This window comes from Carnobacterium sp. FSL E2-0243 (genome assembly GCF_038003605.1).
Taxonomy (GTDB): Bacteria; Bacillota; Bacilli; order Lactobacillales; family Carnobacteriaceae; genus Carnobacterium; species Carnobacterium maltaromaticum.
The window spans coordinates 3,038,800-3,063,695 of the sequence record NZ_JBBOPM010000001.1 but is presented as its reverse complement, the minus strand read 5'-3'; the positions used below and the strand labels follow the sequence as shown (position 1 = coordinate 3,063,695).

The 24,896-nt window shown below is 37.8% G+C and carries 17 protein-coding genes and 3 rRNA genes; 17 read left to right on the top strand and 3 right to left on the bottom strand.

Annotation, left to right across the window (positions count from 1 at the left end):
* Window positions 1-84: 84 nt before the first annotated feature.
* The 14 genes from MHI00_RS14510 (at window position 85) to MHI00_RS14445 (ending at window position 17,350) form a co-directional block, all read left to right on the top strand.
* Window positions 85-564 carry an FtsB family cell division protein gene (locus MHI00_RS14510; RefSeq protein ID WP_010054017.1) on the top strand — a complete coding sequence of 160 codons (480 nt, stop codon included), beginning with the start codon at window positions 85-87 and terminating at the stop codon, window positions 562-564.
* 133 nt (window positions 565-697) lie between these two features.
* Window positions 698-1,201: a S1 domain-containing RNA-binding protein gene (locus tag MHI00_RS14505; protein WP_010054018.1), complete on the top strand. Its 504-nt coding sequence runs from the start codon at window positions 698-700 to the stop codon at window positions 1,199-1,201.
* Window positions 1,202-1,281: 80 nt separating this feature from the next.
* A complete protein-coding gene (gene tilS, locus MHI00_RS14500; RefSeq protein ID WP_010054019.1) occupies window positions 1,282-2,682 on the top strand; it encodes a tRNA lysidine(34) synthetase TilS in 1,401 nt (466 codons plus the stop codon).
* 15 nt (window positions 2,683-2,697) lie between these two features.
* Window positions 2,698-3,243: a hypoxanthine phosphoribosyltransferase gene (hpt, locus tag MHI00_RS14495; protein ID WP_029451846.1), complete on the top strand. Its 546-nt coding sequence runs from the start codon at window positions 2,698-2,700 to the stop codon at window positions 3,241-3,243.
* Between the two features lie 114 nt (window positions 3,244-3,357).
* Entirely contained in the window at window positions 3,358-5,493 is a 2,136-nt protein-coding gene (gene ftsH / locus MHI00_RS14490) for an ATP-dependent zinc metalloprotease FtsH (protein WP_010054023.1), read from the top strand.
* A gap of 107 nt (window positions 5,494-5,600) precedes the next feature.
* The gene (gene hslO, locus MHI00_RS14485) at window positions 5,601-6,488 is read left to right on the top strand and encodes an Hsp33 family molecular chaperone HslO (RefSeq protein ID WP_187957967.1); all 888 of its coding nucleotides are present in this window, start codon (window positions 5,601-5,603) and stop codon (window positions 6,486-6,488) included.
* Window positions 6,489-6,792: 304 nt separating this feature from the next.
* Window positions 6,793-7,728: a cysteine synthase A gene (gene cysK, locus MHI00_RS14480; RefSeq protein ID WP_010054025.1), complete on the top strand. Its 936-nt coding sequence runs from the start codon at window positions 6,793-6,795 to the stop codon at window positions 7,726-7,728.
* 194 nt (window positions 7,729-7,922) lie between these two features.
* The gene (dusB, locus tag MHI00_RS14475) at window positions 7,923-8,918 is read left to right on the top strand and encodes a tRNA dihydrouridine synthase DusB (RefSeq protein ID WP_341114508.1); all 996 of its coding nucleotides are present in this window, start codon (window positions 7,923-7,925) and stop codon (window positions 8,916-8,918) included.
* Between the two features lie 181 nt (window positions 8,919-9,099).
* Entirely contained in the window at window positions 9,100-10,599 is a 1,500-nt protein-coding gene (gene lysS / locus MHI00_RS14470; RefSeq protein WP_010054027.1) for a lysine--tRNA ligase, read from the top strand.
* Between the two features lie 625 nt (window positions 10,600-11,224).
* Window positions 11,225-12,779: ribosomal RNA gene (locus MHI00_RS14465) — 16S ribosomal RNA — on the top strand.
* A gap of 391 nt (window positions 12,780-13,170) precedes the next feature.
* Window positions 13,171-16,092, top strand: a 23S ribosomal RNA gene (locus MHI00_RS14460).
* A gap of 256 nt (window positions 16,093-16,348) precedes the next feature.
* A 5S ribosomal RNA gene (rrf, locus tag MHI00_RS14455) occupies window positions 16,349-16,464 on the top strand.
* The 16S, 23S and 5S rRNA genes sit together here, the layout of an rRNA operon.
* 358 nt (window positions 16,465-16,822) lie before the next feature.
* Window positions 16,823-17,068: a DUF3781 domain-containing protein gene (locus MHI00_RS14450; RefSeq protein WP_157454657.1), complete on the top strand. Its 246-nt coding sequence runs from the start codon at window positions 16,823-16,825 to the stop codon at window positions 17,066-17,068.
* A gap of 150 nt (window positions 17,069-17,218) precedes the next feature.
* Window positions 17,219-17,350, top strand: a complete 132-nt coding sequence (locus MHI00_RS14445) for a hypothetical protein (protein ID WP_015075463.1) — start codon at window positions 17,219-17,221, stop codon at window positions 17,348-17,350.
* A gap of 19 nt (window positions 17,351-17,369) precedes the next feature.
* Here the strand turns inward: MHI00_RS14445 and MHI00_RS14440 are convergent, their stop codons facing one another.
* The gene (locus MHI00_RS14440) at window positions 17,370-17,921 is read right to left on the bottom strand and encodes a hypothetical protein (protein WP_315529114.1); all 552 of its coding nucleotides are present in this window, start codon (window positions 17,919-17,921) and stop codon (window positions 17,370-17,372) included.
* 411 nt (window positions 17,922-18,332) lie between these two features.
* Between MHI00_RS14440 and MHI00_RS14435 the strand changes: the two genes are divergently transcribed.
* Window positions 18,333-18,626 (top strand): hypothetical protein, encoded by a 294-nt coding sequence (locus tag MHI00_RS14435; protein WP_010050198.1) that lies wholly within the window; start codon window positions 18,333-18,335, stop codon window positions 18,624-18,626.
* 40 nt (window positions 18,627-18,666) lie between these two features.
* On the opposite strand, the gene MHI00_RS14430 is transcribed toward MHI00_RS14435, so the two are convergent.
* Together MHI00_RS14430 and MHI00_RS14425 are read right to left on the bottom strand one after the other, a co-directional pair.
* The gene (locus tag MHI00_RS14430) at window positions 18,667-19,944 is read right to left on the bottom strand and encodes a chloride channel protein (RefSeq protein ID WP_445662556.1); all 1,278 of its coding nucleotides are present in this window, start codon (window positions 19,942-19,944) and stop codon (window positions 18,667-18,669) included.
* A 104-nt stretch (window positions 19,945-20,048) separates the two neighbouring features.
* Window positions 20,049-20,885: a helix-turn-helix domain-containing protein gene (locus MHI00_RS14425; protein WP_010050201.1), complete on the bottom strand. Its 837-nt coding sequence runs from the start codon at window positions 20,883-20,885 to the stop codon at window positions 20,049-20,051.
* 397 nt (window positions 20,886-21,282) lie between these two features.
* Here MHI00_RS14425 and MHI00_RS14420 point away from each other — a divergent pair, with 397 nt between their 5' ends.
* The gene (locus tag MHI00_RS14420) at window positions 21,283-23,037 is read left to right on the top strand and encodes an ABC transporter ATP-binding protein (protein ID WP_341114489.1); all 1,755 of its coding nucleotides are present in this window, start codon (window positions 21,283-21,285) and stop codon (window positions 23,035-23,037) included.
* Entirely contained in the window at window positions 23,030-24,811 is a 1,782-nt protein-coding gene (locus MHI00_RS14415; RefSeq protein WP_010050204.1) for an ABC transporter ATP-binding protein, read from the top strand. Before MHI00_RS14420 ends, MHI00_RS14415 begins: the two co-directional genes overlap by 8 nt.
* The last annotated feature ends 85 nt before the right edge of the window (window positions 24,812-24,896 follow it).

Here is a 24,896-nt window from a genome sequence, read left to right as displayed (position 1 = left end):
TAGTAAGAATTATGAGGCTATTTAGCCAGTTCTGATGATCCAGGCCTACCCGTCTCAACAAACTTTTTAGATAGGAGTGATTGAATGAATAAGAAGCGTGGAGCAATGAATGTCACGAGTTTAGGAAATGAGTATACTCAAGAGAAAAACTTACAGTCACATCGGGAAAAAAAGCATAAACGTCAAACACGTCGTCGCTTATTTGCAATTCTGTTCGTAGGACTCCTAATAATTGGTGGACTGGGATTTAAAATAATGGCAAATCAACAAGCGCTTGCTAAAATGAAATCTGAAGAAGTTCAAGTGGCGAAAGAATTAAAGAAAGCCAATCTTGATCAACGCTTGTTAAATAATCAAATTAAACAATTAAAAGACGATAGCTATATTGAAAAATTAGCTCGAGCTAAGTATGATTTATCTAAAGATAATGAAATTATATTTAATTTATCTGGTGAAGCAACAACGAAATCATTAGAAGAGTCGAAGAAAAAAATTGATGCAGATAAAAAAGCCGAAACACAAGAATCAGGTAAAGAAAATGAAGCTCCAGAGCCAAATAGTTGATTTATCTGACAAGGGAAAGTGCTTAAATAAAAATTATTTGCAAAATTAGTTGAATTTAGACAAATAGTCGTTTTAAGTCTCAGCACAACATGCTATAATAGGCATACAAGTTTTAAGGAGGAACATATTTTTTATGTCAATTGAAGTAGGAAGTAAAATTTCAGGTAAAGTATCAGGTATTACAAATTTTGGTGCGTTTATTGATTTAGGTGAAGGAAAAACAGGATTGGTTCACATTAGTGAAGTATCCGATACCTTCATTAAAGACATTAAAGATGTTTTAAAAGTTGGCGATGAAGTTTTAGTTAAGGTAATGTCAATTGGAGATGATGGAAAGATTGGTCTTTCTATTCGTCGTGCAGTCGATAAACCAGCTTCAGAAACAACACCTCGCCGTGAAAGTACTGGCGGATATCAAGGACGTCGTGAAGGCGGAAGTGGTGGCGGACGCGATAGCAATCGTAGTGGTGGTTACCAAAATCAAAGAAATACACGTAATACTCGTAATGAACCACCTAAAAAAGAGGATTTTGATTCATTAATGAGCTCGTTTATAAAAGATAGTGATGACCGTTTAACTTCATTAAAACGTAATACTGAAGGAAAACGTGGTGGACGCGGCGGACGCCGTAGCTAAAATCAGATGATAAGGATAAGGAAACTTATCCTTTTTTATTGTTTATGGAATTGAAGTTTGATAGCAGGAGGTGATGACAAGTGAGTGTAAAACAAACCTTTCTAAAGGCTTGTCAAAAGGATTGCTATTGGTCGCCTGAATCACGAATTTTATTAGCTGTCTCAGGTGGAGTTGACTCAATGGTTCTATTAGATTTAGTCAGTCATTTACCACCTTCAATTAAACCATGGTTTGCTGTTGTTCATTTCAACCATCAATTACGAGAAGTTTCTGATATAGAAGAACAATTTTTACAGAGCTATTGTCTTGAACGGGAGATTCCTTTCTATAGTAAACGGTGGGAATCAGTAGATCTTCCTCAAAATGGGGTGGAAGCTGCGGCTCGGTCAGCGCGATATACCTATTTTCAATTAATAATGGAACAAGTTGGAGCGACTCACATAGTCACTGCTCACCATGGTGATGATCAAGTTGAAACGATTTTAATGCGTTTAGTTCGAGGGAGTCATTTAATTGGTATTAGTGGCATTAAAACCAAGCGTACTTTTGCAAAAGGCATATTGGTTCGACCTTTGTTAATCGCAACTAAAAAGGAGCTCGTAAGTTATAGCCAGCAGTATGCTGTTCCTTATTACGAAGATGAAAGTAACCAGAATTTAATGTATACACGTAATCGTTATCGAAACGAAATTGTCCCTTTATTAAGAAAGGAAAATACGAATCTTGTTGAACATTTCATGGATTTTTCAGATGACCTAAGCGATATAATAAGTTTAGTTCAACCCTTGATTAATGAAGTTTTTAAGCAAGTGGTAAAAATTAGAAGTCCAGAATACTATGAAGTTGATTTTCCCGAATTAATTACGCATCCTAAAGAAATGCAGCGACAAGTTGTTAGCCAGTTGCTAAGTCAGCTAGCAGACCAGAATCCATTTGAGTATAAAAGAGAGCATATCAATCAAATTGTCGATTTGGCCAATGATTCTAAATCAAATAGTTATTTAACTTTACCAGAAGGATTTATCTGTAGAAAAGGTTATCAGCTCATTGTTATTAGTAAAGAATTAAATGAGCCGAAAAAAGCTATAGATTTCACAGTCATTCTAGAAATGAATCAGTGGCAAAATTTACCAAATGGTGATCGAATAGGTTTATTCAACTCTCATATGCTAGAAGATTCTGTGCCCGGTTTGAAAATTTATCTAGACTGTCACTCAGTTCAACTACCATTGACTGTTCGTCACAGGCAAGATGGTGATCGAATGAGTATAAAAGGACTGAATGGCGGTACGAAAAAAATTAAAGATATTTTAATTGATCAAAAAATTCCAATAGAAGAGCGTAATAGCGCCTATTTGGTGACAGATTTGACAAAAAAAATTATTTGGCTTGTAAAATATAAGGAATCTCAATTGTCTATTGGGAAAGAAACTGATAAAATACAATACATACTCGTTTATCAAAATCATGAGTTGTATTGAAAAGGAGAAAATTAGATTATGCAAAATGATATCGAACGCGTTCTGTTTTCAAGAGAAGATTTAGCAGAAAAAACAGTTGAATTAGGAAAAATTTTGACGGAAGAATATGAAGGTAAGAATCCTTTGGTTATTGGTGTTTTAAAAGGTGCAACTTTCTTTATGTCAGATCTTGTCAAAGAAATTGACACATACTTAGAGATGGATTTTATGGATGTTTCTAGCTATGGTAATGAAATGGTTTCCTCTGGTGAAGTGAAAATCATCAAAGATTTAGATACAAACGTTGCTGGACGCGATCTCTTAATCGTGGAAGATATTATTGATAGTGGTCGAACACTAGCTTATTTGGTTGATTTATTCAAATACCGCCAAGCTAAATCAGTGAAAATTGTGACGTTGCTGGATAAACCAGAAGGACGTGCAGTTAAAATGGAAGCTGATTATGTTGGATATTTAGTTCCAAATGAATTTGTAGTAGGCTATGGTTTAGACTATGCAGAAAGATATCGTAATCTACCTTACATCGGCATTTTAAAACCTGAAATTTATCAAGAGAAATAAATGGTCAATGATGGTCAAATGTGTTATGATTATTGGGAATTAAAAATAATTTAAAGTAACGAGACAAAAAAATACCTTACAATGAGATCACTCATTAGTAGAAGGAGGGCGAATATGAAGAAGAACGGACTCTTTAAAAACGGCATCTTCTATGCAATTGTTTTCTTAGGGATTATTGGGATCGTGTCATGGGCAGGAAATGGCGCGTCAAGCGGACAAAGCAGTGAGATCTCAGCAAGTAAATTCGTAAAACAATTAAAAGAAGATGAAGTTAAAGAATTTAGCATTCAACCAAGTGGTGGGGTATATAAAATCACTGGGGAATATCGTAAAGCACAAAAAGTAGAAGGTAGTACAGGTGGAACAGGATTTAGTTTATTTGGCTCAAATAAAGAGGCAGAATCTAAAAACTTTACAACAGCTGTCTTATCAAATGATTCAACTATCAATCAAATTAATGAAATTGCACAAGAAAATAAAGTGACAATGACTCCTCTTGAGGAAGCAACAATGGGATTCTGGTTAAGTTTATTAATTTCATTTGCTCCAATTCTAATTTTGGTTTTATTATTCTATCTAATGATGGGACAAAGCCAAGGTGGACAAGGTGGCGGCGGACGTGGTGTGATGAACTTTGGTAAATCAAAAGCCAAAGAATCAGACAATAAAGCCAATAAGGTCCGTTTTTCTGATGTAGCCGGTGCTGAAGAAGAAAAGCAAGAATTAGTTGAAGTTGTAGAATTCTTAAAAGATCCAAGACGTTTTATCGCTTTAGGTGCTAGAATTCCAGCAGGTGTTCTATTAGAAGGACCTCCTGGTACTGGTAAAACATTATTAGCTAAAGCTGTAGCTGGTGAAGCTGGCGTACCGTTCTATTCTATTTCCGGTTCTGATTTTGTGGAAATGTTTGTCGGTGTTGGTGCAAGCCGTGTACGTGATTTATTTGAAACAGCGAAGAAAAATGCTCCTGCGATTATCTTTATCGATGAAATCGATGCAGTTGGTCGTCAACGTGGTGCTGGAATGGGTGGCGGACACGACGAACGTGAACAAACCTTGAACCAGTTACTTGTTGAAATGGATGGATTTAGTGGAAACGAAGGCGTAATTATTATTGCTGCGACTAACCGTTCTGACGTTTTAGATCCAGCATTACTTCGTCCAGGTCGTTTTGACCGCCAAATCTTAGTTGGTCGTCCAGATGTTAGAGGACGTGAAGCAATTCTTAAAGTTCATGCTAAAAATAAACCATTAGCTGACGATGTTGATTTAAAAGTTGTAGCACAACAAACACCAGGATTTGCTGGTGCTGATTTAGAGAATGTCTTAAACGAAGCAGCTTTAGTTGCTGCTCGTCGAAATAAAAAGAAAATTGATGCATTAGATGTTGATGAAGCGCAAGATCGTGTGATTGCAGGACCTGCTAAGAAAGATCGTGTAATCAGCAAACGTGAACGTGAAATGGTTGCATACCATGAAGCAGGACATACGATTGTTGGAATGGTCTTAAATGATGCACGTGTTGTTCACAAAGTAACGATTGTACCTCGTGGTAAAGCTGGTGGATATGCCATCATGCTTCCTAAAGAAGATCGCTTCTTAATGACAAAAACTGAAATGTTTGAACAAATTGTTGGACTTTTAGGTGGACGTACAGCTGAGGAAATGATTTTTGATGTTCAATCAACAGGAGCAAGTAATGACTTTGAACAAGCGACTGGTTTAGCTCGTAGTATGGTAACTGAATATGGAATGAGCGATGCATTAGGACCTGTTCAATATGAAGGAAATCACCAAGTCTTTGTTGGTCGTGACTACGGTCAAACAAAAGCTTATTCAGAACAAGTTGCTTACGAAATTGATCAAGAAGTTCGCAAGATTTTAACTGATGCACATAAAGAAGCTCGTCGTATCTTAGAAGAGCACAGAGCTGAGCATAAATTAATTGCTGAAAAACTTCTTGAATTAGAAACATTAGATGAGAAGACAATCAAGAGTCTATTTGAAACTGGCGAAATGCCTCGTGGAAAAGAAGCAAAAGAAGAATATCCACGTGAAGATGGCGCAAGTTTTGAAGAAGCTAAAAAAGCCTTAGAAGCTAAAGAAGCGGAAAAAATGAAAGAAGAAAAAGCAGAATTGGAAGCTCGTAAAAAAGCTGAAGAAGAAGCTACCGTTGAAGAGGAAAAAGGCGCTGAAGAAGCAAGTAAAGAAATTAAATTAGAAAAAAAGGAAGAAGATAGCCACGAATAAAAGTGGTTACTGATTCCAAATAGAAACAAGAAGGGATACAACACTTGCTGTTGTATCCCTTCTTTATCAAAAAACAAATGATGAAAAAGTAAAAAGAGGTGCTTAAAATGTCAGATTATTTATTGAAAAGTGTTTGTTACGATGGTCAAATTAGAGCTTACGCTGTTTGTGCAACTGAAACAGTTGGTGAAGCACAAAAAAGACATGATACATGGAGTGCATCTTCAGCGGCATTAGGTCGGACTATGATTGGTGCTCTTTTATTAGGTGCAACTATGAAAGGTCAAGACAAAATGACCGTTAAAGTTGAAGGGGATGGCCCTGCAGGCACGATTATTGTCGATAGTAACGGAGCTGGCGAAACAAAAGGTTATATTTCCAATCCAAAAGTACACTTGCCGCCAAATGAAGCAGGTAAAATAGATGTTCGTGGTGCAGTTGGAACAGAAGGTACATTAACAGTTATTAAAGATATGGGAATGAAAGAAACTTTCTCAGGTCAAGTACCATTAGTAAGCGGTGAGCTTGGCGAAGATTTCACTTATTATATGGCAAACTCAGAGCAAGTACCATCAGCGATTGGTTTAAGTGTTTTAGTTGATACAGATAATTCAATTAAAGCGGCTGGAGGTTTCATGATTCAAGTCATGCCTGGAGCAACAGATGCAACCTTAGACGCTATTGAAAAAAATATTGCTGAAATTCCTCTAGTTTCAAAACTAATGGACGAAGGTGAAAGTCCAGAAGAAATTCTCTTTCGACTACTAGGTGGGGAAGAAAACGTTAAAATTCTAGAAAAAATGCCAGTAACATTTAAATGTGATTGTTCAAAGGAACGTTTTGCTAATGCGATTATCACATTAGGTCCAACAGAAATTCAAGAAATGATCGATGAAGATCATGGCGCAGAAGCAAATTGTCATTTCTGTGGAAATAGCTACCACTATTCAGAAGAAGATTTAGCTGAACTAAAAATAGAAGCGGCTGGCCTGTAATCAGGACTCGGCTCTAAAATTAAACTAGCTATAAAGGTACGGCTTATTAATGGTTTTTACTTGACAAAAGTAAGTAAGATTTCTAGAATGAGTTTAAGAGTAAACAGGTGTAGGAAAGTCGTGTCTGTTTTTTACTAGGCCTAACCAGCTCAACAAACTTTTTATTAAGGCTAGTTCTTATGAGCTAGTCCTTCGGAAAAAAGATGAAATTTCGAGGTGGCAAAAAACGCCACATCAAATTTCCCTATTTTTCTGCCAGGCCTAACTAGCTCAACAAACTTTATATTCGATAGGAGGAAAAATAATGGTAAAAATTGTATCGTCAGTAACACAGTTAATTGGGGAAACGCCAATTGTTAAATTAAATCGCGTGGTTCCAGAGGATGCAGCGGATGTTTATGTAAAGCTTGAATTTTTTAATGCTGGAGGTAGTGTTAAAGATCGGATTGCTTTAAACATGATTGAAGTTGCTGAAGAGGAAGGTATTTTGAAACCAGGTGATACTATTGTCGAGCCTACTAGTGGAAATACAGGTATCGGTTTAGCCATGGTTGCTGCAGCTAAGGGCTACCAGGCTATTTTAGTAATGACGGATACAATGAGTATTGAAAGACGTAAGATATTACGTGCTTACGGTGCGACCCTTATTTTAACTCCAGGTGCAGAAGGTATGAAGGGAGCAATCGCTAAGGCAACTGAATTGGCAGCTCAGCCAGGTTACTTTATGCCGATGCAATTTGAGAACTTAGCGAATCCAGCAGTTCATGAAGTGACAACTGGTCCAGAGATTCTAGAAGCTTTTGATGGAAAAGGCCCTGATGCTTTTGTAGCAGGTGTAGGAACAGGTGGTACGTTAACTGGAGTAGGACATGTTTTAAAACAAGCTAATCCAGATGTTCTTATTTATGCAGTAGAGCCGGCAGAATCACCTGTTTTAGCTGGTGGTTCACCAAGTCCACACAAAATTCAAGGAATCGGTGCTGGCTTTATCCCAGAAGTATTAGATCGAACAGTTTATGATGGAATTTTAGAAGTAGCCAGTGAAGAAGCTTTACTAATGGGTCGTGAAGTTGCCGCTAAAGAAGGTATTTTAGTAGGGATTTCATCTGGTGCTGCAATTAAAGCCGCTATTGAGGTAGCTAAGAAACTAGGTAAAGGTAAATCTGTTTTGGCCGTCGTTCCAGATAACGGTGAGCGTTACCTTTCAACAGCATTGTATCCAACTGTAGAAGGCGAATAAATGAAATGTACTATAAGAAGCTAGAATGAACCTATTCTTAGCTTCTTTTTTATAGAAAAAATTAAAATAATAAGCAAGAATGTTTTCGTAGTTTGTGAAGTATGATATGATACGAGTTGTAAAATTGATAAAATGCTAATTAAAAACAAGTAAAGTAGAACTTTACATATAAATAGAAAAGAGGAACAAATAATATGTGGAAAATTGGAGATGTTGAGATTCCTAATCGAGTAGTAGTTGCTCCAATGGCCGGAATCAGTAACGCAGCTTTTCGAGTGACAGTCAAAGAATTTGGTGCTGGTCTTGTTGTCTGTGAAATGATTAGTGACAAAGGAATTCAAACTCGTAACAAAAAAACTTTAGATATGTTGCATATTGAAGAAAATGAATATCCATTAAGTGTTCAAATTTTTGGTGGAGATAAAGCGAACTTAGTTGAAGCTGCAAAATTTGTTGAAGCCAATACTCAAGCCGCTATTATTGATATTAATATGGGGTGTCCAGTAAACAAAATAATTAAAGCTGAAGCTGGAGCAAAATGGCTATTAGATCCAAATAAAGTTTATGAAATGGTAGCAGCTGTTGCCGATGCTGTTAAGATCCCTGTGACAGTTAAGATGCGTATTGGCTGGGACTCAGATCATGTCTTTGCTGTTGAAAATGCATTGGCAGCTGAACGTGCAGGAGCAGGAGCGGTAGCGATGCATGGAAGAACGCGTGTCCAAATGTACGAAGGTCAAGCAGATTGGGATGTTTTACGACAAGTGAAGCAAGAGTTAACAATTCCTTTTATGGGGAATGGAGATGTTAGAACTCCGATGGATGCCAAAAGAATGTTGGATGAAGTTGGTGCAGATGGCGTGATGATTGGGCGAGCTGCTTTAGGTAATCCGTGGATGATTTATCAAACTAAACACTATTTAGAGACTGGCATTTTATTACCTGAACCATCGGCAAGAGAAAAGATAAAAACAGCTAAATTACATTTAGAACGTTTGGTAAATTTAAAAGGTGAAGTTATCGCAACCAGAGAATTTCGTCAACATGCTGCATACTACCTAAAAGGCATTTCTCGTGCGGCAAAAACTAAAGTTGCCGTTAATCAAGCAACACATCCAGAAGAAATGGCGCGAATCTTAGATGATTTTGTTGATGCGACCGAAGAACGCGAAATGAAATTAGCGAAATAATTAAAATGTGAGGAATTAATGGAGAAATCCGCTTAATTTCCTTGCTTTTTTTTGATTATATTGGCATTATTAAGAGTAATGAAAGAAAAATGAATCTAACTAAGAAAATTGCGGATAAAGGTTATGTAAAAAATAACTATAAACCCCAGTTCGATAATTAAGTAGAAATGGAGCGGTAAAAATGAGTAACGAAACAAACCAACAAGAAGAATTAAACGATCAATTAAAAGTGCGCCGCGAAAAAATGGAGCAATTACGAGAAAAAAATATTGATCCATTCGGTGAACGCTTTGAAAGAACGCATTTATCAAGCGAATTACATGAGGCTTATGATCGTTTCACTAAAGAAGAGTTAGTGGAACAAAAAGAAACGGCAACAGTTGCAGGTCGGATCATGACAAAACGTGGCAAAGGTAAAGTTGGATTTGCCCATCTCCAAGATCGTAAAGGCCAAATCCAAATATATGTACGTAAAGATGCAGTTGGTGATGATGCTTATGATATTTTTAAAAATGCTGATTTAGGTGATTTTATTGGTGTAACAGGTGAAGTCATGAAAACTGATACTGGTGAAGTGACAATTAAACCAACATCATTGGTTCAGTTATCTAAAGCCTTACGTCCATTACCAGATAAATATCATGGCTTAACAAACGTTGAACAACGTTACCGTCAACGCTATTTAGATTTAATTAGTAATAAAGAAAGTTTTGATCGTTTTACAAAACGTAGTGAGATTATTCGTGAGGTCCGTAATTACCTAAATGAGCAAGATTATTTAGAAGTTGAAACTCCAACATTGCATAACTTAGCTGGTGGAGCAGCAGCTCGTCCATTTATTACACATCATAATGCATTAGATATGGAATTGTATTTACGCATTGCCTTAGAGTTACATTTAAAACGTCTAATTGTTGGTGGTATGGAGAAAGTCTACGAGATTGGTCGAGTATTCCGTAACGAAGGTGTTGATACAACCCATAATCCTGAATTCACCATGTTAGAAGTCTATACAGCATATACAGACTATAAAGATGTAATGGATTTAACGGAAGGTCTTATTAAAACTGTAGCCAACCGTGTGTTAGGTACTGGTGAAATCACTTATGGTGAAGTAACCGTTGATTTAGATACTAAATGGAAACGTCAGCACATGCTAGATGCAATCAAGGAATATTCAGGTGTTGATTTTTGGCCTGTAATGTCAGATGAAGAAGCTCGTGCTTTAGCAAAAGAGAACAATGTTACTATTACAGAGCATATGCAGTATGGTCATGTAGTTAACGAGTTTTTTGAAACATTTGTTGAAGAAAAATTAATTCAGCCAACATTCATTTATGGTCATCCAGTTGAAATTTCTCCATTAGCTAAGAAGAATCCACAAGATGGACGTTTCACAGACCGCTTTGAAGTGTTTATTGTTGGAAATGAATATGGTAATGCCTTTACTGAATTAAATGATCCTATTGATCAAAGAGAACGTTTTGAAGCACAAATGCGTGAACGTGCAGGTGGAAATGACGAAGCGCATCAATTAGATGAAGATTTCTTAGAAGCGCTTGAATATGGAATGCCACCAACTGGCGGTTTAGGAATTGGGATTGATCGATTGGTTATGCTGTTAACAGACGCATCGGCTATTCGTGATGTTTTACTCTTCCCAACAATGCGCAATCACTAAAATAAATAGTTAAAGAATGGAACGTGTTAATCATTTTTGATTAATGGGTTCCATTTTCTTATCTTATATAGAAGAAAGCAGGAAAATATTTTTTTATAAAATGAAAAATGCCACTCCTTTTAGTTAGTTTTTAACTAAAAAAGGAATAAAGTAGCTATTTTTGCGGTGCTTTTAATAAAAATGAATATTCACTCTGAAATGCATAAATATTTAAAAGCATACAAAGAGTAATACCAACTTATTCTTGTTCGGTTTTAAAGGATGTAAGCGTTGTGTAAAATATAAAAAAAACTAGATTTTCAGTTTTAAAAATTAATTTAATTTATTTACCAAAAAGTGTTGACGAAACTTGCTGTAGCTGTTATATTTATACATGTCGCCGGGACGTAACAACGTCTCGACGGAAAACGAAATTAAAAAAAGTTTTAAAAAGTGTTGACAACAAATTAACCATGTGTTAATATTTAGAAGTTGTCAAAACGACAAACGAAACAACTTAGACCTTTGAAAACTGAACAAAGTAAGACGAACCAAATGTGTAGGATGACTCAACAAGGTTGAGTCAAACAAGCAAGAAAGTGAATAATTATTCGCTAGCAAAAACTAATGAGCTTCAAGCATCATTTTATATGAGAGTTTGATCCTGGCTCAGGACGAACGCTGGCGGCGTGCCTAATACATGCAAGTCGAACGCACGAAGTTGAAGAGCTTGCTCTTTAACCAAGTGAGTGGCGGACGGGTGAGTAACACGTGGGTAACCTGCCCATTAGAGGGGGATAACATTCGGAAACGGATGCTAATACCGCATAGTTTCAGGAATCGCATGATTCTTGAAGGAAAGGTGGCTTCGGCTACCACTAATGGATGGACCCGCGGCGTATTAGCTAGTTGGTGAGGTAATGGCTCACCAAGGCAATGATACGTAGCCGACCTGAGAGGGTGATCGGCCACACTGGGACTGAGACACGGCCCAGACTCCTACGGGAGGCAGCAGTAGGGAATCTTCCGCAATGGACGAAAGTCTGACGGAGCAACGCCGCGTGAGTGAAGAAGGTTTTCGGATCGTAAAACTCTGTTGTTAAAGAAGAACAAGGATGAGAGTAACTGCTCATCCCCTGACGGTATTTAACCAGAAAGCCACGGCTAACTACGTGCCAGCAGCCGCGGTAATACGTAGGTGGCAAGCGTTGTCCGGATTTATTGGGCGTAAAGCGAGCGCAGGCGGTTCTTTAAGTCTGATGTGAAAGCCCCCGGCTCAACCGGGGAGGGTCATTGGAAACTGGAGAACTTGAGTGCAGAAGAGGAGAGTGGAATTCCACGTGTAGCGGTGAAATGCGTAGATATGTGGAGGAACACCAGTGGCGAAGGCGACTCTCTGGTCTGTAACTGACGCTGAGGCTCGAAAGCGTGGGGAGCAAACAGGATTAGATACCCTGGTAGTCCACGCCGTAAACGATGAGTGCTAAGTGTTGGAGGGTTTCCGCCCTTCAGTGCTGCAGCTAACGCATTAAGCACTCCGCCTGGGGAGTACGGCCGCAAGGCTGAAACTCAAAGGAATTGACGGGGACCCGCACAAGCGGTGGAGCATGTGGTTTAATTCGAAGCAACGCGAAGAACCTTACCAGGTCTTGACATCCTTTGACCACTCTAGAGATAGAGCTTTCCCTTCGGGGACAAAGTGACAGGTGGTGCATGGTTGTCGTCAGCTCGTGTCGTGAGATGTTGGGTTAAGTCCCGCAACGAGCGCAACCCTTATTACTAGTTGCCAGCATTTAGTTGGGCACTCTAGTGAGACTGCCGGTGACAAACCGGAGGAAGGTGGGGATGACGTCAAATCATCATGCCCCTTATGACCTGGGCTACACACGTGCTACAATGGATGGTACAACGAGTCGCAAGGTCGCGAGGCCAAGCTAATCTCTTAAAGCCATTCTCAGTTCGGATTGTAGGCTGCAACTCGCCTACATGAAGCCGGAATCGCTAGTAATCGCGGATCAGAACGCCGCGGTGAATACGTTCCCGGGTCTTGTACACACCGCCCGTCACACCACGAGAGTTTGTAACACCCGAAGCCGGTGAGGTAACCTTTTAGGAGCCAGCCGTCTAAGGTGGGATAGATAATTGGGGTGAAGTCGTAACAAGGTAGCCGTATCGGAAGGTGCGGCTGGATCACCTCCTTTCTAAGGAATATTACGGAAATCCCACACATTCGTTTTTACTTTGTTCAGTTTTGAGAGGTCTAACTCTCAAAACGATTCATCTCTATTCATTAGAGGTCAATCACATTTTGTTCTTTGAAAACTGGATACTGTTTAAAAAGTAATTAAAGTAAGAAACCGAGAAAACACCGCGTTTTAAATGAGTTTTTTAATTAGTTCTTATCGTAAGATAATGAATAAAATCATTGACTAACATCATGAGATTCCTTCGGGAATACCATCGATAGAAATTTAGTTGTAGTGGTTTCTAATTCGAGGACATGAAGGGTTTGAGAAGCAGAGCGTACTAGCGTACGTGAGCATCGCAGAACACGAAATGGACGAAGAAGTAGGAAGCAATACAGATAAATTAGGTTAAGTTAATAAGGGCGCACGGTGGATGCCTTGGCACTAAGAGCCGATGAAGGACGGGACTAACTCCGATATGCTTTGGGGAGCTGTAAGTAAGCTTTGATCCAAAGATTTCCGAATGGGGGAACCCAGCATTTTTTATAGAATGTTACTGCTAGCTGAATACATAGGCTAGTAGAGGTAGACGCAGAGAACTGAAACATCTAAGTACCTGCAGGAAGAGAAAGAAAATTCGATTCCCTGAGTAGCGGCGAGCGAAACGGGAAGAGCCCAAACCAAAGAGCTTGCTCTTTGGGGTTGTAGGACACGACATTAAGAGTCATAAATGAGTTTTGTAGAAGAAGCGATCTGGAAAGGTCCGCCGAAGAGGGTAAAAGCCCCGTAATCGAAACAAAGTTCACTCTGTTGTGTATCCTGAGTACGGCGGAACACGAGAAATTCCGTCGGAATCCGCGGGGACCATCCCGCAAGGCTAAATACTCCTTAGTGACCGATAGTGAACCAGTACCGTGAGGGAAAGGTGAAAAGAACCCCGGAAGGGGAGTGAAAGAGCTCCTGAAACCGTGTGCTTACAAATAGTTAGAGCCCGTTAATGGGTGATAGCGTGCCTTTTGTAGAATGAACCGGCGAGTTACGATTACATGCGAGGTTAAGTTGATAAGACGGAGCCGTAGCGAAAGCGAGTCTGAATAGGGCGAATGAGTATGTGGTCGTAGACCCGAAACCAAGTGACCTACCCATGTCCAGGTTGAAGGTGCGGTAATACGCACTGGAGGACCGAACCCACGTATGTTGAAAAATGCGGGGATGAGGTGTGGGTAGCGGAGAAATTCCAATCGAACTTGGAGATAGCTGGTTCTCTCCGAAATAGCTTTAGGGCTAGCCTCGGAATTAAGAATCATGGAGGTAGAGCCACTGTTTGGACTAGGGGCCCTTCTAGGGTTACCGAATTCAGATAAACTCCGAATGCCATTGATTTATATCCGGGAGTCAGACTGCGAGTGATAAGATCCGTAGTCGAAAGGGAAACAGCCCAGACCACCAGCTAAGGTCCCAAAGTTACTATTAAGTGGAAAAGGATGTGGGGTTGCTTAGACAACTAGGATGTTGGCTCAGAAGCAGCCATCATTTAAAGAGTGCGTAATAGCTCACTAGTCGAGTGACCCTGCGCCGAAAATTTACCGGGGCTAAATAGTACACCGAAGCTGTGGATAGAACCTTAGGGTTCTATGGTAGGAGAGCGTTCTAAGGGCGTCGAAGCTAGACCGTGAGGACTAGTGGAGCGCTTAGAAGTGAGAATGCCGGTATGAGTAGCGAAAGACGGGTGAGAATCCCGTCCACCGTATGACTAAGGTTTCCTGGGGAAGGCTCGTCCTCCCAGGGTTAGTCGGGACCTAAGCCGAGGCCGATAGGCGTAGGCGATGGACAACAGGTTGATATTCCTGTACCAGTTTCTTTTGTTTGAACAATGGAGGGACGCAGGAGGCTAAGAAATGCGCACTGTTGGATATGTGCGTCTAAGCAATGAGTCTTGAGGTGAGTTAAATGCTTGCTTCTATACGGACAAGTTGTGATGGGGAGGGAAATTACAGTACCGAAGTTTCTGATGTCACACTGCCAAGAAAAGCTTCTAGTTAGAAAGAAATTGCCCGTACCGCAAACCGACACAGGTAGTCGAGGAGAGTATCCTAAGGTGTGCGAGAGAACTCTCGTTAAGGAACTCGGCAAAATGACCCCGTAACTTCGGGAGAAGGGGTGCTGATCGAAAGATCAGCCGCAGTGAATAGGCCCAAGCGACTGTTTATCAAAAACACAGGTCTCTGCAAAATCGAAAGATGACGTATAGGGGCTGACGCCTGCCCGGTGCTGGAAGGTTAAGAGGATTGGTTAGCTTCGGCGAAGCTAAGAATTGAAGCCCCAGTAAACGGCGGCCGTAACTATAACGGTCCTAAGGTAGCGAAATTCCTTGTCGGGTAAGTTCCGACCCGCACGAAAGGCGTAACGATTTGGGCACTGTCTCAACGAGAGACTCGGTGAAATTATAGTACCTGTGAAGATGCAGGTTACCCGCGACAGGACGGAAAGACCCCATGGAGCTTTACTGCAGTTTGATATTGAGTGTTTGTACAGCTTGTACAGGATAGGTAGGAGCCATAGAAGTCAGGACGCCAGTCTTGATGGAGGCATTGGTGGGATACTACCCTTGCTGTATGACCACTCTAACCCTAGCCACTAATCGTGGCTGGAGACAGTGTCAGACGGGCAGTTTGACTGGGGCGGTCGCCTCCTAAAGAGTAACGGAGGCGCCCAAAGGTTCCCTCAGAATGGTTGGAAATCATTCGTAGAGTGTAAAGGCAGAAGGGAGCTTGACTGCGAGACCTACAAGTCGAGCAGGGACGAAAGTCGGGCTTAGTGATCCGGTGGTTCCGCATGGAAGGGCCATCGCTCAACGGATAAAAGCTACCCTGGGGATAACAGGCTTATCTCCCCCAAGAGTCCACATCGACGGGGAGGTTTGGCACCTCGATGTCGGCTCATCGCATCCTGGGGCTGTAGTCGGTCCCAAGGGTTGGGCTGTTCGCCCATTAAAGCGGTACGCGAGCTGGGTTCAGAACGTCGTGAGACAGTTCGGTCCCTATCCGTCGCGGGCGCAGGAAATTTGAGAGGAGCTGTCCTTAGTACGAGAGGACCGGGATGGACACACCGCTGGTGTACCAGTTGTTCTGCCAAGAGCATCGCTGGGTAGCTATGTGTGGAAGGGATAAACGCTGAAAGCATCTAAGCGTGAAGCCCCCCTCGAGATGAGATTTCCCATCACGTAAGTGAGTAAGACCCCTGAGAGATGATCAGGTAGATAGGTTGGAAGTGGAAGTACAGCGATGTATGGAGCGGACCAATACTAATCGGTCGAGGACTTAACCAAGAAATAAACGGTGAAGAACGTTTCCAAAACAATTACTTTTTAAACAGTTCCAGTTTTGAGAGATCAAACTCTCTACAACTAAATAATTGAATCGCAGTTTAGTGTCGATGTAACCATCAACCTAAACAAGCATTTTTTAACAAATTGCAAGCTAATCAAGGATGTAACTGAGCGAACCCCGGAATGCACTAGTGTGCATGAGGAGTGGAGTAAAGGAAACAGACGCAGAGTAGCGCCGCAAGTTGTAAAAAAATTGTGTGGTGGCGATAGCGAAAAGGATACACCTGTTCCCATGCCGAACACAGCAGTTAAGCTTTTCAGCGCCGAGAGTAGTTGGGGGTTTCCCCCTGTGAGGGTAGGACGTTGCCACGCAAAAGATTCAATCGAAAAAAAGGACTATTGAAAAATAGTTCTTTTTTTATACAAAATTTTAAAAATGATCATTATGTAGAATTTCTTATTACTTTTCTCAACTATTCGAATTATGATACAATACTAATTGATAACTATAAGACTATATTTAGTGATTGTAGCAATTTATTTACAAGAAAACTGAGTACTCTGAACACGGCATCCTTACAGCACTGTTTACCGATTGCTTTGGCTGGCAGCTACATCTGAAAAGCATAAAAACCTTGATTTTTATTGAAACTTAAAGTTTTTTGAAGTAATCAATAGAGTTTGACTTATGGTGATATATGAACAGTTTATTAAATAGGAGAAATTATAGATGGAAAAAAATACAATTATAGAAAAAGTTTGTTACACGGATTTAGTTTTTGAGCGAGTAAATAAAAAGCTTAGTAAGACTATGACACAAAATGAAATAAAATTCTTAGTGCTAGCTATTTTAAATGATAACAGAAGTCAATTTGAAAAAATAGGTAAAAATTACTATGTATCTAATATGCCAAAAGGAATAAAATTAGTCATTAACTCTTCAACGTACCGTTTGATAACTGTAGATAAAATTTAACTAATGAGGAGTACTATAAAATTACATATATAAAGAATATAAGTGTTAGTTTACTTGTCTTTGCTTTGTTGTTGAGCTGTCAAAAATCTCTAATGGTAGTAGAACCAACTTTGGTTAGTTAACGGGAGATATCAAATAGGATTGCCTAAAATGATTCAGCTAATGTCGGAAGAAAGCACACTACCTTTTTATGGTGCGAGTGGTTTGTTAACTATTTTAACTGAAACTTGTTATGTCATTGAAGCAATTTCACTTACAAAAAATAAAAGACGTTTCAGTTAATATTAACTGAGGCGTCTTTTTATGCGTATTCTAGTATAAGGGCTTGTTTTTGTAATTGACGCAAATAATTTGAAATTGTTCCAGTATAGATATGAGTAAAAATAGCTAATTCTTGTAAATCTTGAGGTGTAACCATATGTGGCTTTTTGCTAAATTCATAAAGACCACTATCTTCTAAAATAGTCGCTATAAATTCGGAACAAAAGAAGGCTCGATTACGTTGATAATCTATATTTACGGCTAAAGTAATTAAGCCTAATAAATTATACCGCAAGTCTTCTTTATGTTGATGAAAATAGTTTATTTGTTCTTGAATATGTTTGTATTCATCCAAGGTGATTTCACAAGAATAAATTGAGCAACGAGCATTTAAAAAGAAATCATGTGAAATATCTTCTCGAACAAAACCCCCAATAAACGGGTTATTTAAGTCTTTTCGACCAAAACTAGCTAAATCATTCAAAGAAGGCATCAGAGCAATCGAAGCGTGATTGTAGCTAGCTCTAGTATATAATTTAATCGTTTTTGATAATAAACTACTTGTTGCAGTTAAAACTAGGTATAAATGCATGAATAATGGTCATCTCCTGTTCATTCATTAATTAAATACTACTATTTTTTTATTATACAGTAAAACACAGCATATATATATGGCACTTAGGTCTGATTATTAAAAATTGATGTAAATATGAAAAAATAATGAATGAAAGAAAAAGAATTTTTTAGAGATGAGAATAGCGAAAATAAAGAGTTTTCTTATTTTTTTTGATATATGAAGAAATTTTTGATAAATTAAGATAAAAAAAACACAGCGTTTCATTTCTTTTTATGATATATTTGTGTTATCTTAATGGAATAATTGTTTATTTTATTTGTTTTTAATCCTTTAAAATCAAAGGTAATTTGAAACCGATGGAAAAATCATTATTTTAAAAGTGTTATTTAGTGACCGTAAAACAAAAACAGATAGGAGAAACAATATATGAGCCAAATGCAATTAAAATGTTTTATCGAGATTATGCTTAATTTAATTGAAGAGAATGAATGGGAAGATACCTGTGAAATATTAGGTATTGAGGATCAAGATGAGTTTCGTATTATTAATGAAATGCGTCAGGATCAAATGAATATCTTCACTGAAACAGCATCTGCCTATATGGAAGTGTGCATGAAAAAGCATGACGGAATTGATTACGAAGATGAACATTTTAAAGAAATGACTTTGCATGAATGGCTAATTCACAATCGTCCAGAAGTTCCATTCTTATATATTTAAATTTAAAAGAAAAAGCAGCGCCTAATATGGCCTGCTTTTTTTAATTGTCTTCTTCGAAAAGTGTTCCTTTTTTTATTTGAACTAATTGGGAATGATAGATGCCCAGGTTTCCTGAAAATAAATAGCTAATAACACAAATTAAGAATAAATAAGGCAAACTAGCTGTTCCAAAAAGCTCTAAGCCCATGACAAAACATGCAATGGGAGTGTTTGTTGCTCCAGAAAATACACCGATAAATCCTAAACCTGCTAAGAATGATACTGGAAGAGCTAGGAAAGGTGCTAACGTGCTTCCTAGAGTAGCCCCAATGACAAATAGTGGTGTAACCTCTCCTCCTTGAAAACCTGCTCCAAGGGTCACAGATGTGAAAATTAATTTAATTAGAAAAGATAAAGGTGGAAGGTCGCCATTAAATGATTGTTCTAACATCGGTAAACTCAATCCTAGATAAGCACGACTGCCAATAACGATGACTAAGATGATAATTATGATCCCACCAAAAAAACTTTTAAAAATAGGGTTAGGAAACCATTCACTAAATTTTGTTTTTAGATAAGCCGTTAGTCGACTAAAAAGACGTCCAGTTAAGCCGAATAAAATTGCTGCCAAAATTAATTTTAAGATTAGGAGTGGTGTGCTAGTTGGAATTAGTCCCATTTGATAAATGTGATGAGTGGCGCCAAGAGCTAGTGTAACCCAGTTTGCTACTAAAGCAGACCATAAGCTAGGAAATAGTGCTTCTTCGCGGAAATAGCCTAATACGAGCACTTCCATAGCAAATAAAGTTCCAGCTATAGGTGTGCCAAAAACAGAACTAAATCCTGCACTCATTCCACAGATAATGAGAATGCGTCTCTCTTTAGCATTAATTTTAATGATTCGCCCGACAAAATCTGCAGTAGCACCACCCATTTGTACAGCAGTTCCTTCGCGACCAGCAGAACCACCAAAAAGATGCGTGGCTAAGGTTCCTATCAATGTTAAAGGGATTAGGCGTAAAGGGATTTTTTCTTCCCCACCAATCGCTTGCTCAATGACTAAATTATTGCCTTTATGGGCATTCTTTCCAAAGTCTTTATATAAATAACTAATAAAAGCCCCGGCTAAAGGCAGTAAAAAAAGTAACCAAGAGTAATGTACTTGTAAAGCTGTTACTTTTTCTAAAGATTTTAAGAAAAAGGCAGATAAAGCGCCTGTTAAAGTACCAACAAAACCAGCGTAAATAAACCACTTAATCAGGTAAAAGAGAATTTGAGTAAATTCTAACTGTTTAATTTTATGACAAATTGAGTGCACGATAATTCTCCTTCTTTCCATCTAAGTAAATAGAATGAACAAATTCATCTTATTTTACCACAAATTATTCTATTAGTAAGATAAAGTCAAAAAAGACTATTGAAACTAACCAAATAGTCTTTTTATTAACTGGTGCGTTTTAGAAATGCTGAAGGTGGCAAACCATAATATTTTTTAAATAACTTGCTAAAATAATAGGCATCATTATAGCCGACTAAATTTGCCGCTTCTTTAACTGTGATATCTTTTTCATTTTCCATTAATTCTTTTGCACGATTTAATCGTAATTTAATCAGATAATTGATTGGTGATTCTCCAGTTTCTTCTTTAAAGACTCGAGAAATATACGTTGGGCTGATATACAATGTTTGAGATAAAGAGCTTAGGCTAACTTCCTCTGTGTGATGATTTTCTAAATAATGAATAATGTCATTGACGATGGTTTGCTTTTCTTGCTCTTCATAGGAAAGTTTTAGAGCATTGATTTCTAATTGACTAGAGTCGGCATCACGTAAAATATAGATAATCAATTTCATCACCAATGCTTTTAACATCAAGTCATATCCCGCTTCACCTTTGGCTTTTTCCATTAAAATTTCTTGGCATACATCAAAAAATTCTGTTTTAAATTTTGTTAAATGAAGAATAGATGTGTTAAAAGGAAAATGATCACGTGAAAATCCTTGAAGTGCGAAATTGCGAAAACCAATGTGTATTTGTGTACTTTCCATGCCTTTTTGATAACGCTCATGATGATAAACACCAGGATTAAACAAGAGTATTGTTTCTTTTTCTAAAAAAACGGTTTCATCATTGATTACATAATCTACGGCACCATCAATAATAATCGACAATTCGAGAAAGTCATGATGGTGGTGTTGTCCTTCTGAAGGACCATTATTGTAACAATCAAAGATATATAAAATTTCTGGGTTAAATGTTTTTGTATTTAGTTGTAACATCCCCTATTCACCTCTTTCAAGCGCTTTCTATTATACGTTAAAAAATGAGGAACCGCAACAGAACTAGTCTATATATCTAGGTAAATAGAAGGGGATATAACTGAAAATGTCTCGTTTTTTGATGTGAATAGGCAAGCTAAGTCTCTTAAATTGTCCTCTTTTATTTTAGGCAAGAATAAACAAGTTTATCCATCTTAATTAATAAAAATGACCATTCTTTTTTTGAACTATATCCAGTAATCTATAACAATAATAACGAATATGAAAGGTTAGAATTTAGGATAGTTTCACTCGCAAGCCATTCTAGAAAAAGACAAATTCCCAAAAAAGTAAAGAGACATTTTTCTGTCATGGTAACAACTGCGAGTTCAACATATTATAATTAGGAGGAATTTATATGGGAAGCATTAAATGGGTTTGGCAATATGCTAAGGTCTATCGATGGAAGGCAATACTCGCAACTACCTTAGTATTGATTACCTCAATTTTAAGTATTGTGTATCCACTTTTGGGTGGAAGGATAGTGGACGAAGTCATAGATCAAGGGAAATCAGAATTATTACTGCCATTATTAGGTGCCATGATTGGTGTCACATTTATTCGAACAGTATTACGTTATAGCTATCAGATTTTATTTGAAAGGATTGGACAAAATTCACTATTTCAAATTCGTGAAGATTTGTATATGAAATTGCAGGAACTAGATTTTAATTTTTTTAATCAGACGCGTGTTGGAGATATTATGGCGCGAATGACTGGCGATACGGATGCGATTCGTCATTTTGTTTCATGGGTATTTTACAATATTTTAGAAAATTTACTATTATTTATTTGTGCCGTTGTAGTGATGGCTAGAATTGACTGGCGCCTTATGTTAGCTTTAGTTGCAATTACTCCTTTAATTGGTTTTTTAACAATGAGAATGTCTCAAAAAGCACAACCTATTTTCTATGAAATCAGAGAAAGTTTTTCACGCTTGAATTCAATGGTGGAAGAAAATATAAGTGGGAATCGTGTTGTTAAAGCATTTACAAGAGAAGAATTTGAAATCGAAAAATTTAATCACCATAATGATGATTTTAAGCAACGAAATATTGATTCAGCAGAAGTATCAAAACAGTATTTACCAATTTTAGATTCATTAGCAAGCAGTTTGACAATAATTACTTTAGTTTTAGGTGGCTATTTTGTTATTATTGGTCAAATGACGTTAGGGGATTTAGTCGCATTTAATGGTTTTTTGTGGATGTTAAATATGCCAATGCGCATGAGTGGTTGGTTAATTAATGATGTCCAACGATTTATCGCATCCTCCTTTAAAATTCGTGAAATGCTAGGTTCTAAATCTCGGATTCCAATTGTCTCTGAAAAACCTGCAACAGCTTTAAAAGGCTATGTTGAATTTGATGATGTGTCCTTTCATTTTGATGATGACCCAGAAACAGAAGTCCTAAGTCATATTTCTTTGAAAGCTGAACCTGGTCAAACGATTGGTATTCTAGGCGAAACAGGTTCAGGAAAATCGACGTTAGTTAATTTGATTGCACGTTTCTATGATCCTACCTCTGGAACTGTTTTAATTGATGGCGTTGATGCAAAGAAATGGCATGTACGTGAACTACGTGACCATATTGCGATCGTAATGCAAGATATATTCTTATTTTCGGATACGATTGAAGAAAATATTTCATTTGGTGTACCAGGCGCAGATAGCCAAGAAATCGAGCGTATGGCTCGCATAGCAGATGCTAACCATTTTATCGAGAAGATGCCTGACGGGTATGAGACGGTTGTTGGTGAACGTGGTGTCGGATTATCTGGCGGACAGAAGCAAAGAATTTCTTTAGCCAGAGCTTTAATGAAAAATCCGGCTATTTTAATTTTAGATGATACAACTTCAGCTGTTGATATGGAGACGGAGACAAAGATTCAAGGAGAACTAGATCAGATTACTGTCGACAAAACAACATTTATTATTGCACATCGAGTATCTTCTGTTAAGGATGCAGATGAAATTTTGATTATGGATCATGGGAAAATTGTAGAACGAGGAACTCATGAATCGCTCTTGGCATATAAGGGCTACTATTATGAAGTGTATAATAAACAACTTGGAAACTTTGATGTAACGGAGGTGGAACCAAATGGCTAGAAATAAATTTGATGTCGATGAAGAATTAGAACAAGAGTTTAATAAAGAACACTATCAACGCTTATTTCAATATGTAAAACCTTATAAAAAACCAATGCTAACTACATTGTTTGTCATTTTAATTGCAAATATTGCGACAATGCTAGGACCTTATTTTACTAAATTAGTTATTGATGATGTAATTCCAAATAAAAATATGACATTGTTAGGTTGGTTAGCTGTTGCTTTTATAGTCTCAGTATTTGTAACTGGTTGGTGTATGCGGTATCGAATCCAATCCATTACGTTAATCGGTCAAGATATGCTTAAAGATATGCGTTCAGATATTTTTGAACATTTACAAAAATTGCCATTCTCTTATTTTGACAGCCGACCACATGGGAAAATCTTGATCCGAGTAGTGAATTATATTAACACATTAAGTGATTTGCTTTCAAATGGATTAATTAATTTAATTTCAGATGTGATTAGTGTGGTCATTACGTTGATTTTTATGTTTGCGATTGACTTTAAATTAACGCTGTATAGCTTGGCTCTGTTACCAGTTTTATTCATTTTTGTAATGATCATTAAAAATAAACAACGAAAAGCCTATCAAGTTTTAAGCAACAAGCAATCGAATCTAAATGCGTATATTCATGAAAGTATTGCTGGAATTAAAGTAACACAATCATTTTCTAGGGAAGATGAGAATTACAAAATTTTTTCAGAGGTTAGCAATGAATATCGCTCTTCTTGGATGCATGCTGTAAAAGTTCAATTTCTTTTATGGCCGGGGGTTCAAAATATCGCTGTGATTACGACCTGTCTAATTTATTTCGTGGGAATCCGAGGCTTAGGTGTCGAGGTTTCAACCGGTACATTAATCGCTTTCATAGGTTATGTAAATAATTTTTGGAATCCGGTCATTAATATTGGGAATTTTTATAATTCATTAATTACAGCAACAGCCTATTTAGAAAGAATTTTTGAAACATTGGATGTAGAACCAGATATTAAAGATGCACCAGACGCATTTGAATTGCCCCCAATTAAGGGTGACGTCCGTTTTCGTCATGTAACCTTCAGATATGAAGAAGGCAAAGATATTTTAAAAGATATTTCATTTCATGTTTTACCGGGTGAGTCAATTGCTTTAGTTGGGCCGACTGGCGCTGGTAAGACGACCGTCATTAATTTGTTAAGCCGCTTTTATGATATCAACGAAGGCGAAATTTTAATTGATGGTGTGGATATCAGACGAGTGACATTACATTCTTTAAGGAAACAAATGGGTGTTATGCTACAAGACACTTTTATTTTTTCAGGGACTATTCTAGACAATATTCGTTATGGAAAATTAGATGCAACTGAAGAAGAAGTGATTGCCGCTGCCAAGGTTGTTCGGGCTCATGATTTTATTGTTGATTTAAAAGAAGGATACCACACGGCTGTAAAAGAACGCGGTAGTACATTGTCTGCAGGACAAAGACAATTAATTTCTTTTGCACGAGCTTTGTTAGCTGATCCAAAAATATTAATTTTAGATGAAGCGACTTCAAGTATTGATACAAAAACAGAGACATTGTTACAGGATGGTTTAGATAAGTTGCTAGAAGGCCGAACTTCATTTATTATTGCCCATCGCTTATCTACCATTAAAAATAGCTCAAGAATCTTTTATATTGATCAAGGAACGGTTCAAGAGGCAGGTAGTCATGATGAATTAATGGCAGAGAAAGGCTATTATTATCAATTATACCAATCTCAATTTGATTTATTAAAAGAAATATAGATACATGCGCAAAAAGGCTAGCAGACCAGATTTTACGCTAGCCTTTTTGTTATCTAGAGCATTCTAAGTTGCTAATTTAATAAAA

Excerpts from the sequence above, each read along its gene's own strand:
- MHI00_RS14510 (WP_010054017.1), top strand. The coding sequence starts at position 85 with ATGAATAAGAAGCGTGGAGCAATGAATGTCACGAGTTTAGGAAATGAG.
- MHI00_RS14505 (WP_010054018.1), top strand. The coding sequence starts at position 698 with ATGTCAATTGAAGTAGGAAGTAAAATTTCAGGTAAAGTATCAGGTATT.
- ftsH (WP_010054023.1), top strand. The coding sequence starts at position 3,358 with ATGAAGAAGAACGGACTCTTTAAAAACGGCATCTTCTATGCAATTGTT.
- hslO (WP_187957967.1), top strand. The coding sequence starts at position 5,601 with ATGTCAGATTATTTATTGAAAAGTGTTTGTTACGATGGTCAAATTAGA.
- cysK (WP_010054025.1), top strand. The coding sequence starts at position 6,793 with ATGGTAAAAATTGTATCGTCAGTAACACAGTTAATTGGGGAAACGCCA.
- dusB (WP_341114508.1), top strand. The coding sequence starts at position 7,923 with ATGTGGAAAATTGGAGATGTTGAGATTCCTAATCGAGTAGTAGTTGCT.
- lysS (WP_010054027.1), top strand. The coding sequence starts at position 9,100 with ATGAGTAACGAAACAAACCAACAAGAAGAATTAAACGATCAATTAAAA.
- MHI00_RS14450 (WP_157454657.1), top strand. The coding sequence starts at position 16,823 with ATGGAAAAAAATACAATTATAGAAAAAGTTTGTTACACGGATTTAGTT.
- MHI00_RS14445 (WP_015075463.1), top strand. The coding sequence starts at position 17,219 with ATGATTCAGCTAATGTCGGAAGAAAGCACACTACCTTTTTATGGTGCG.
- MHI00_RS14440 (WP_315529114.1), bottom strand. The coding sequence starts at position 17,921 with ATGCATTTATACCTAGTTTTAACTGCAACAAGTAGTTTATTATCAAAA.
- MHI00_RS14435 (WP_010050198.1), top strand. The coding sequence starts at position 18,333 with ATGAGCCAAATGCAATTAAAATGTTTTATCGAGATTATGCTTAATTTA.
- MHI00_RS14430 (WP_445662556.1), bottom strand. The coding sequence starts at position 19,944 with ATGGAAAGAAGGAGAATTATCGTGCACTCAATTTGTCATAAAATTAAA.
- MHI00_RS14425 (WP_010050201.1), bottom strand. The coding sequence starts at position 20,885 with ATGTTACAACTAAATACAAAAACATTTAACCCAGAAATTTTATATATC.
- MHI00_RS14420 (WP_341114489.1), top strand. The coding sequence starts at position 21,283 with ATGGGAAGCATTAAATGGGTTTGGCAATATGCTAAGGTCTATCGATGG.
- MHI00_RS14415 (WP_010050204.1), top strand. The coding sequence starts at position 23,030 with ATGGCTAGAAATAAATTTGATGTCGATGAAGAATTAGAACAAGAGTTT.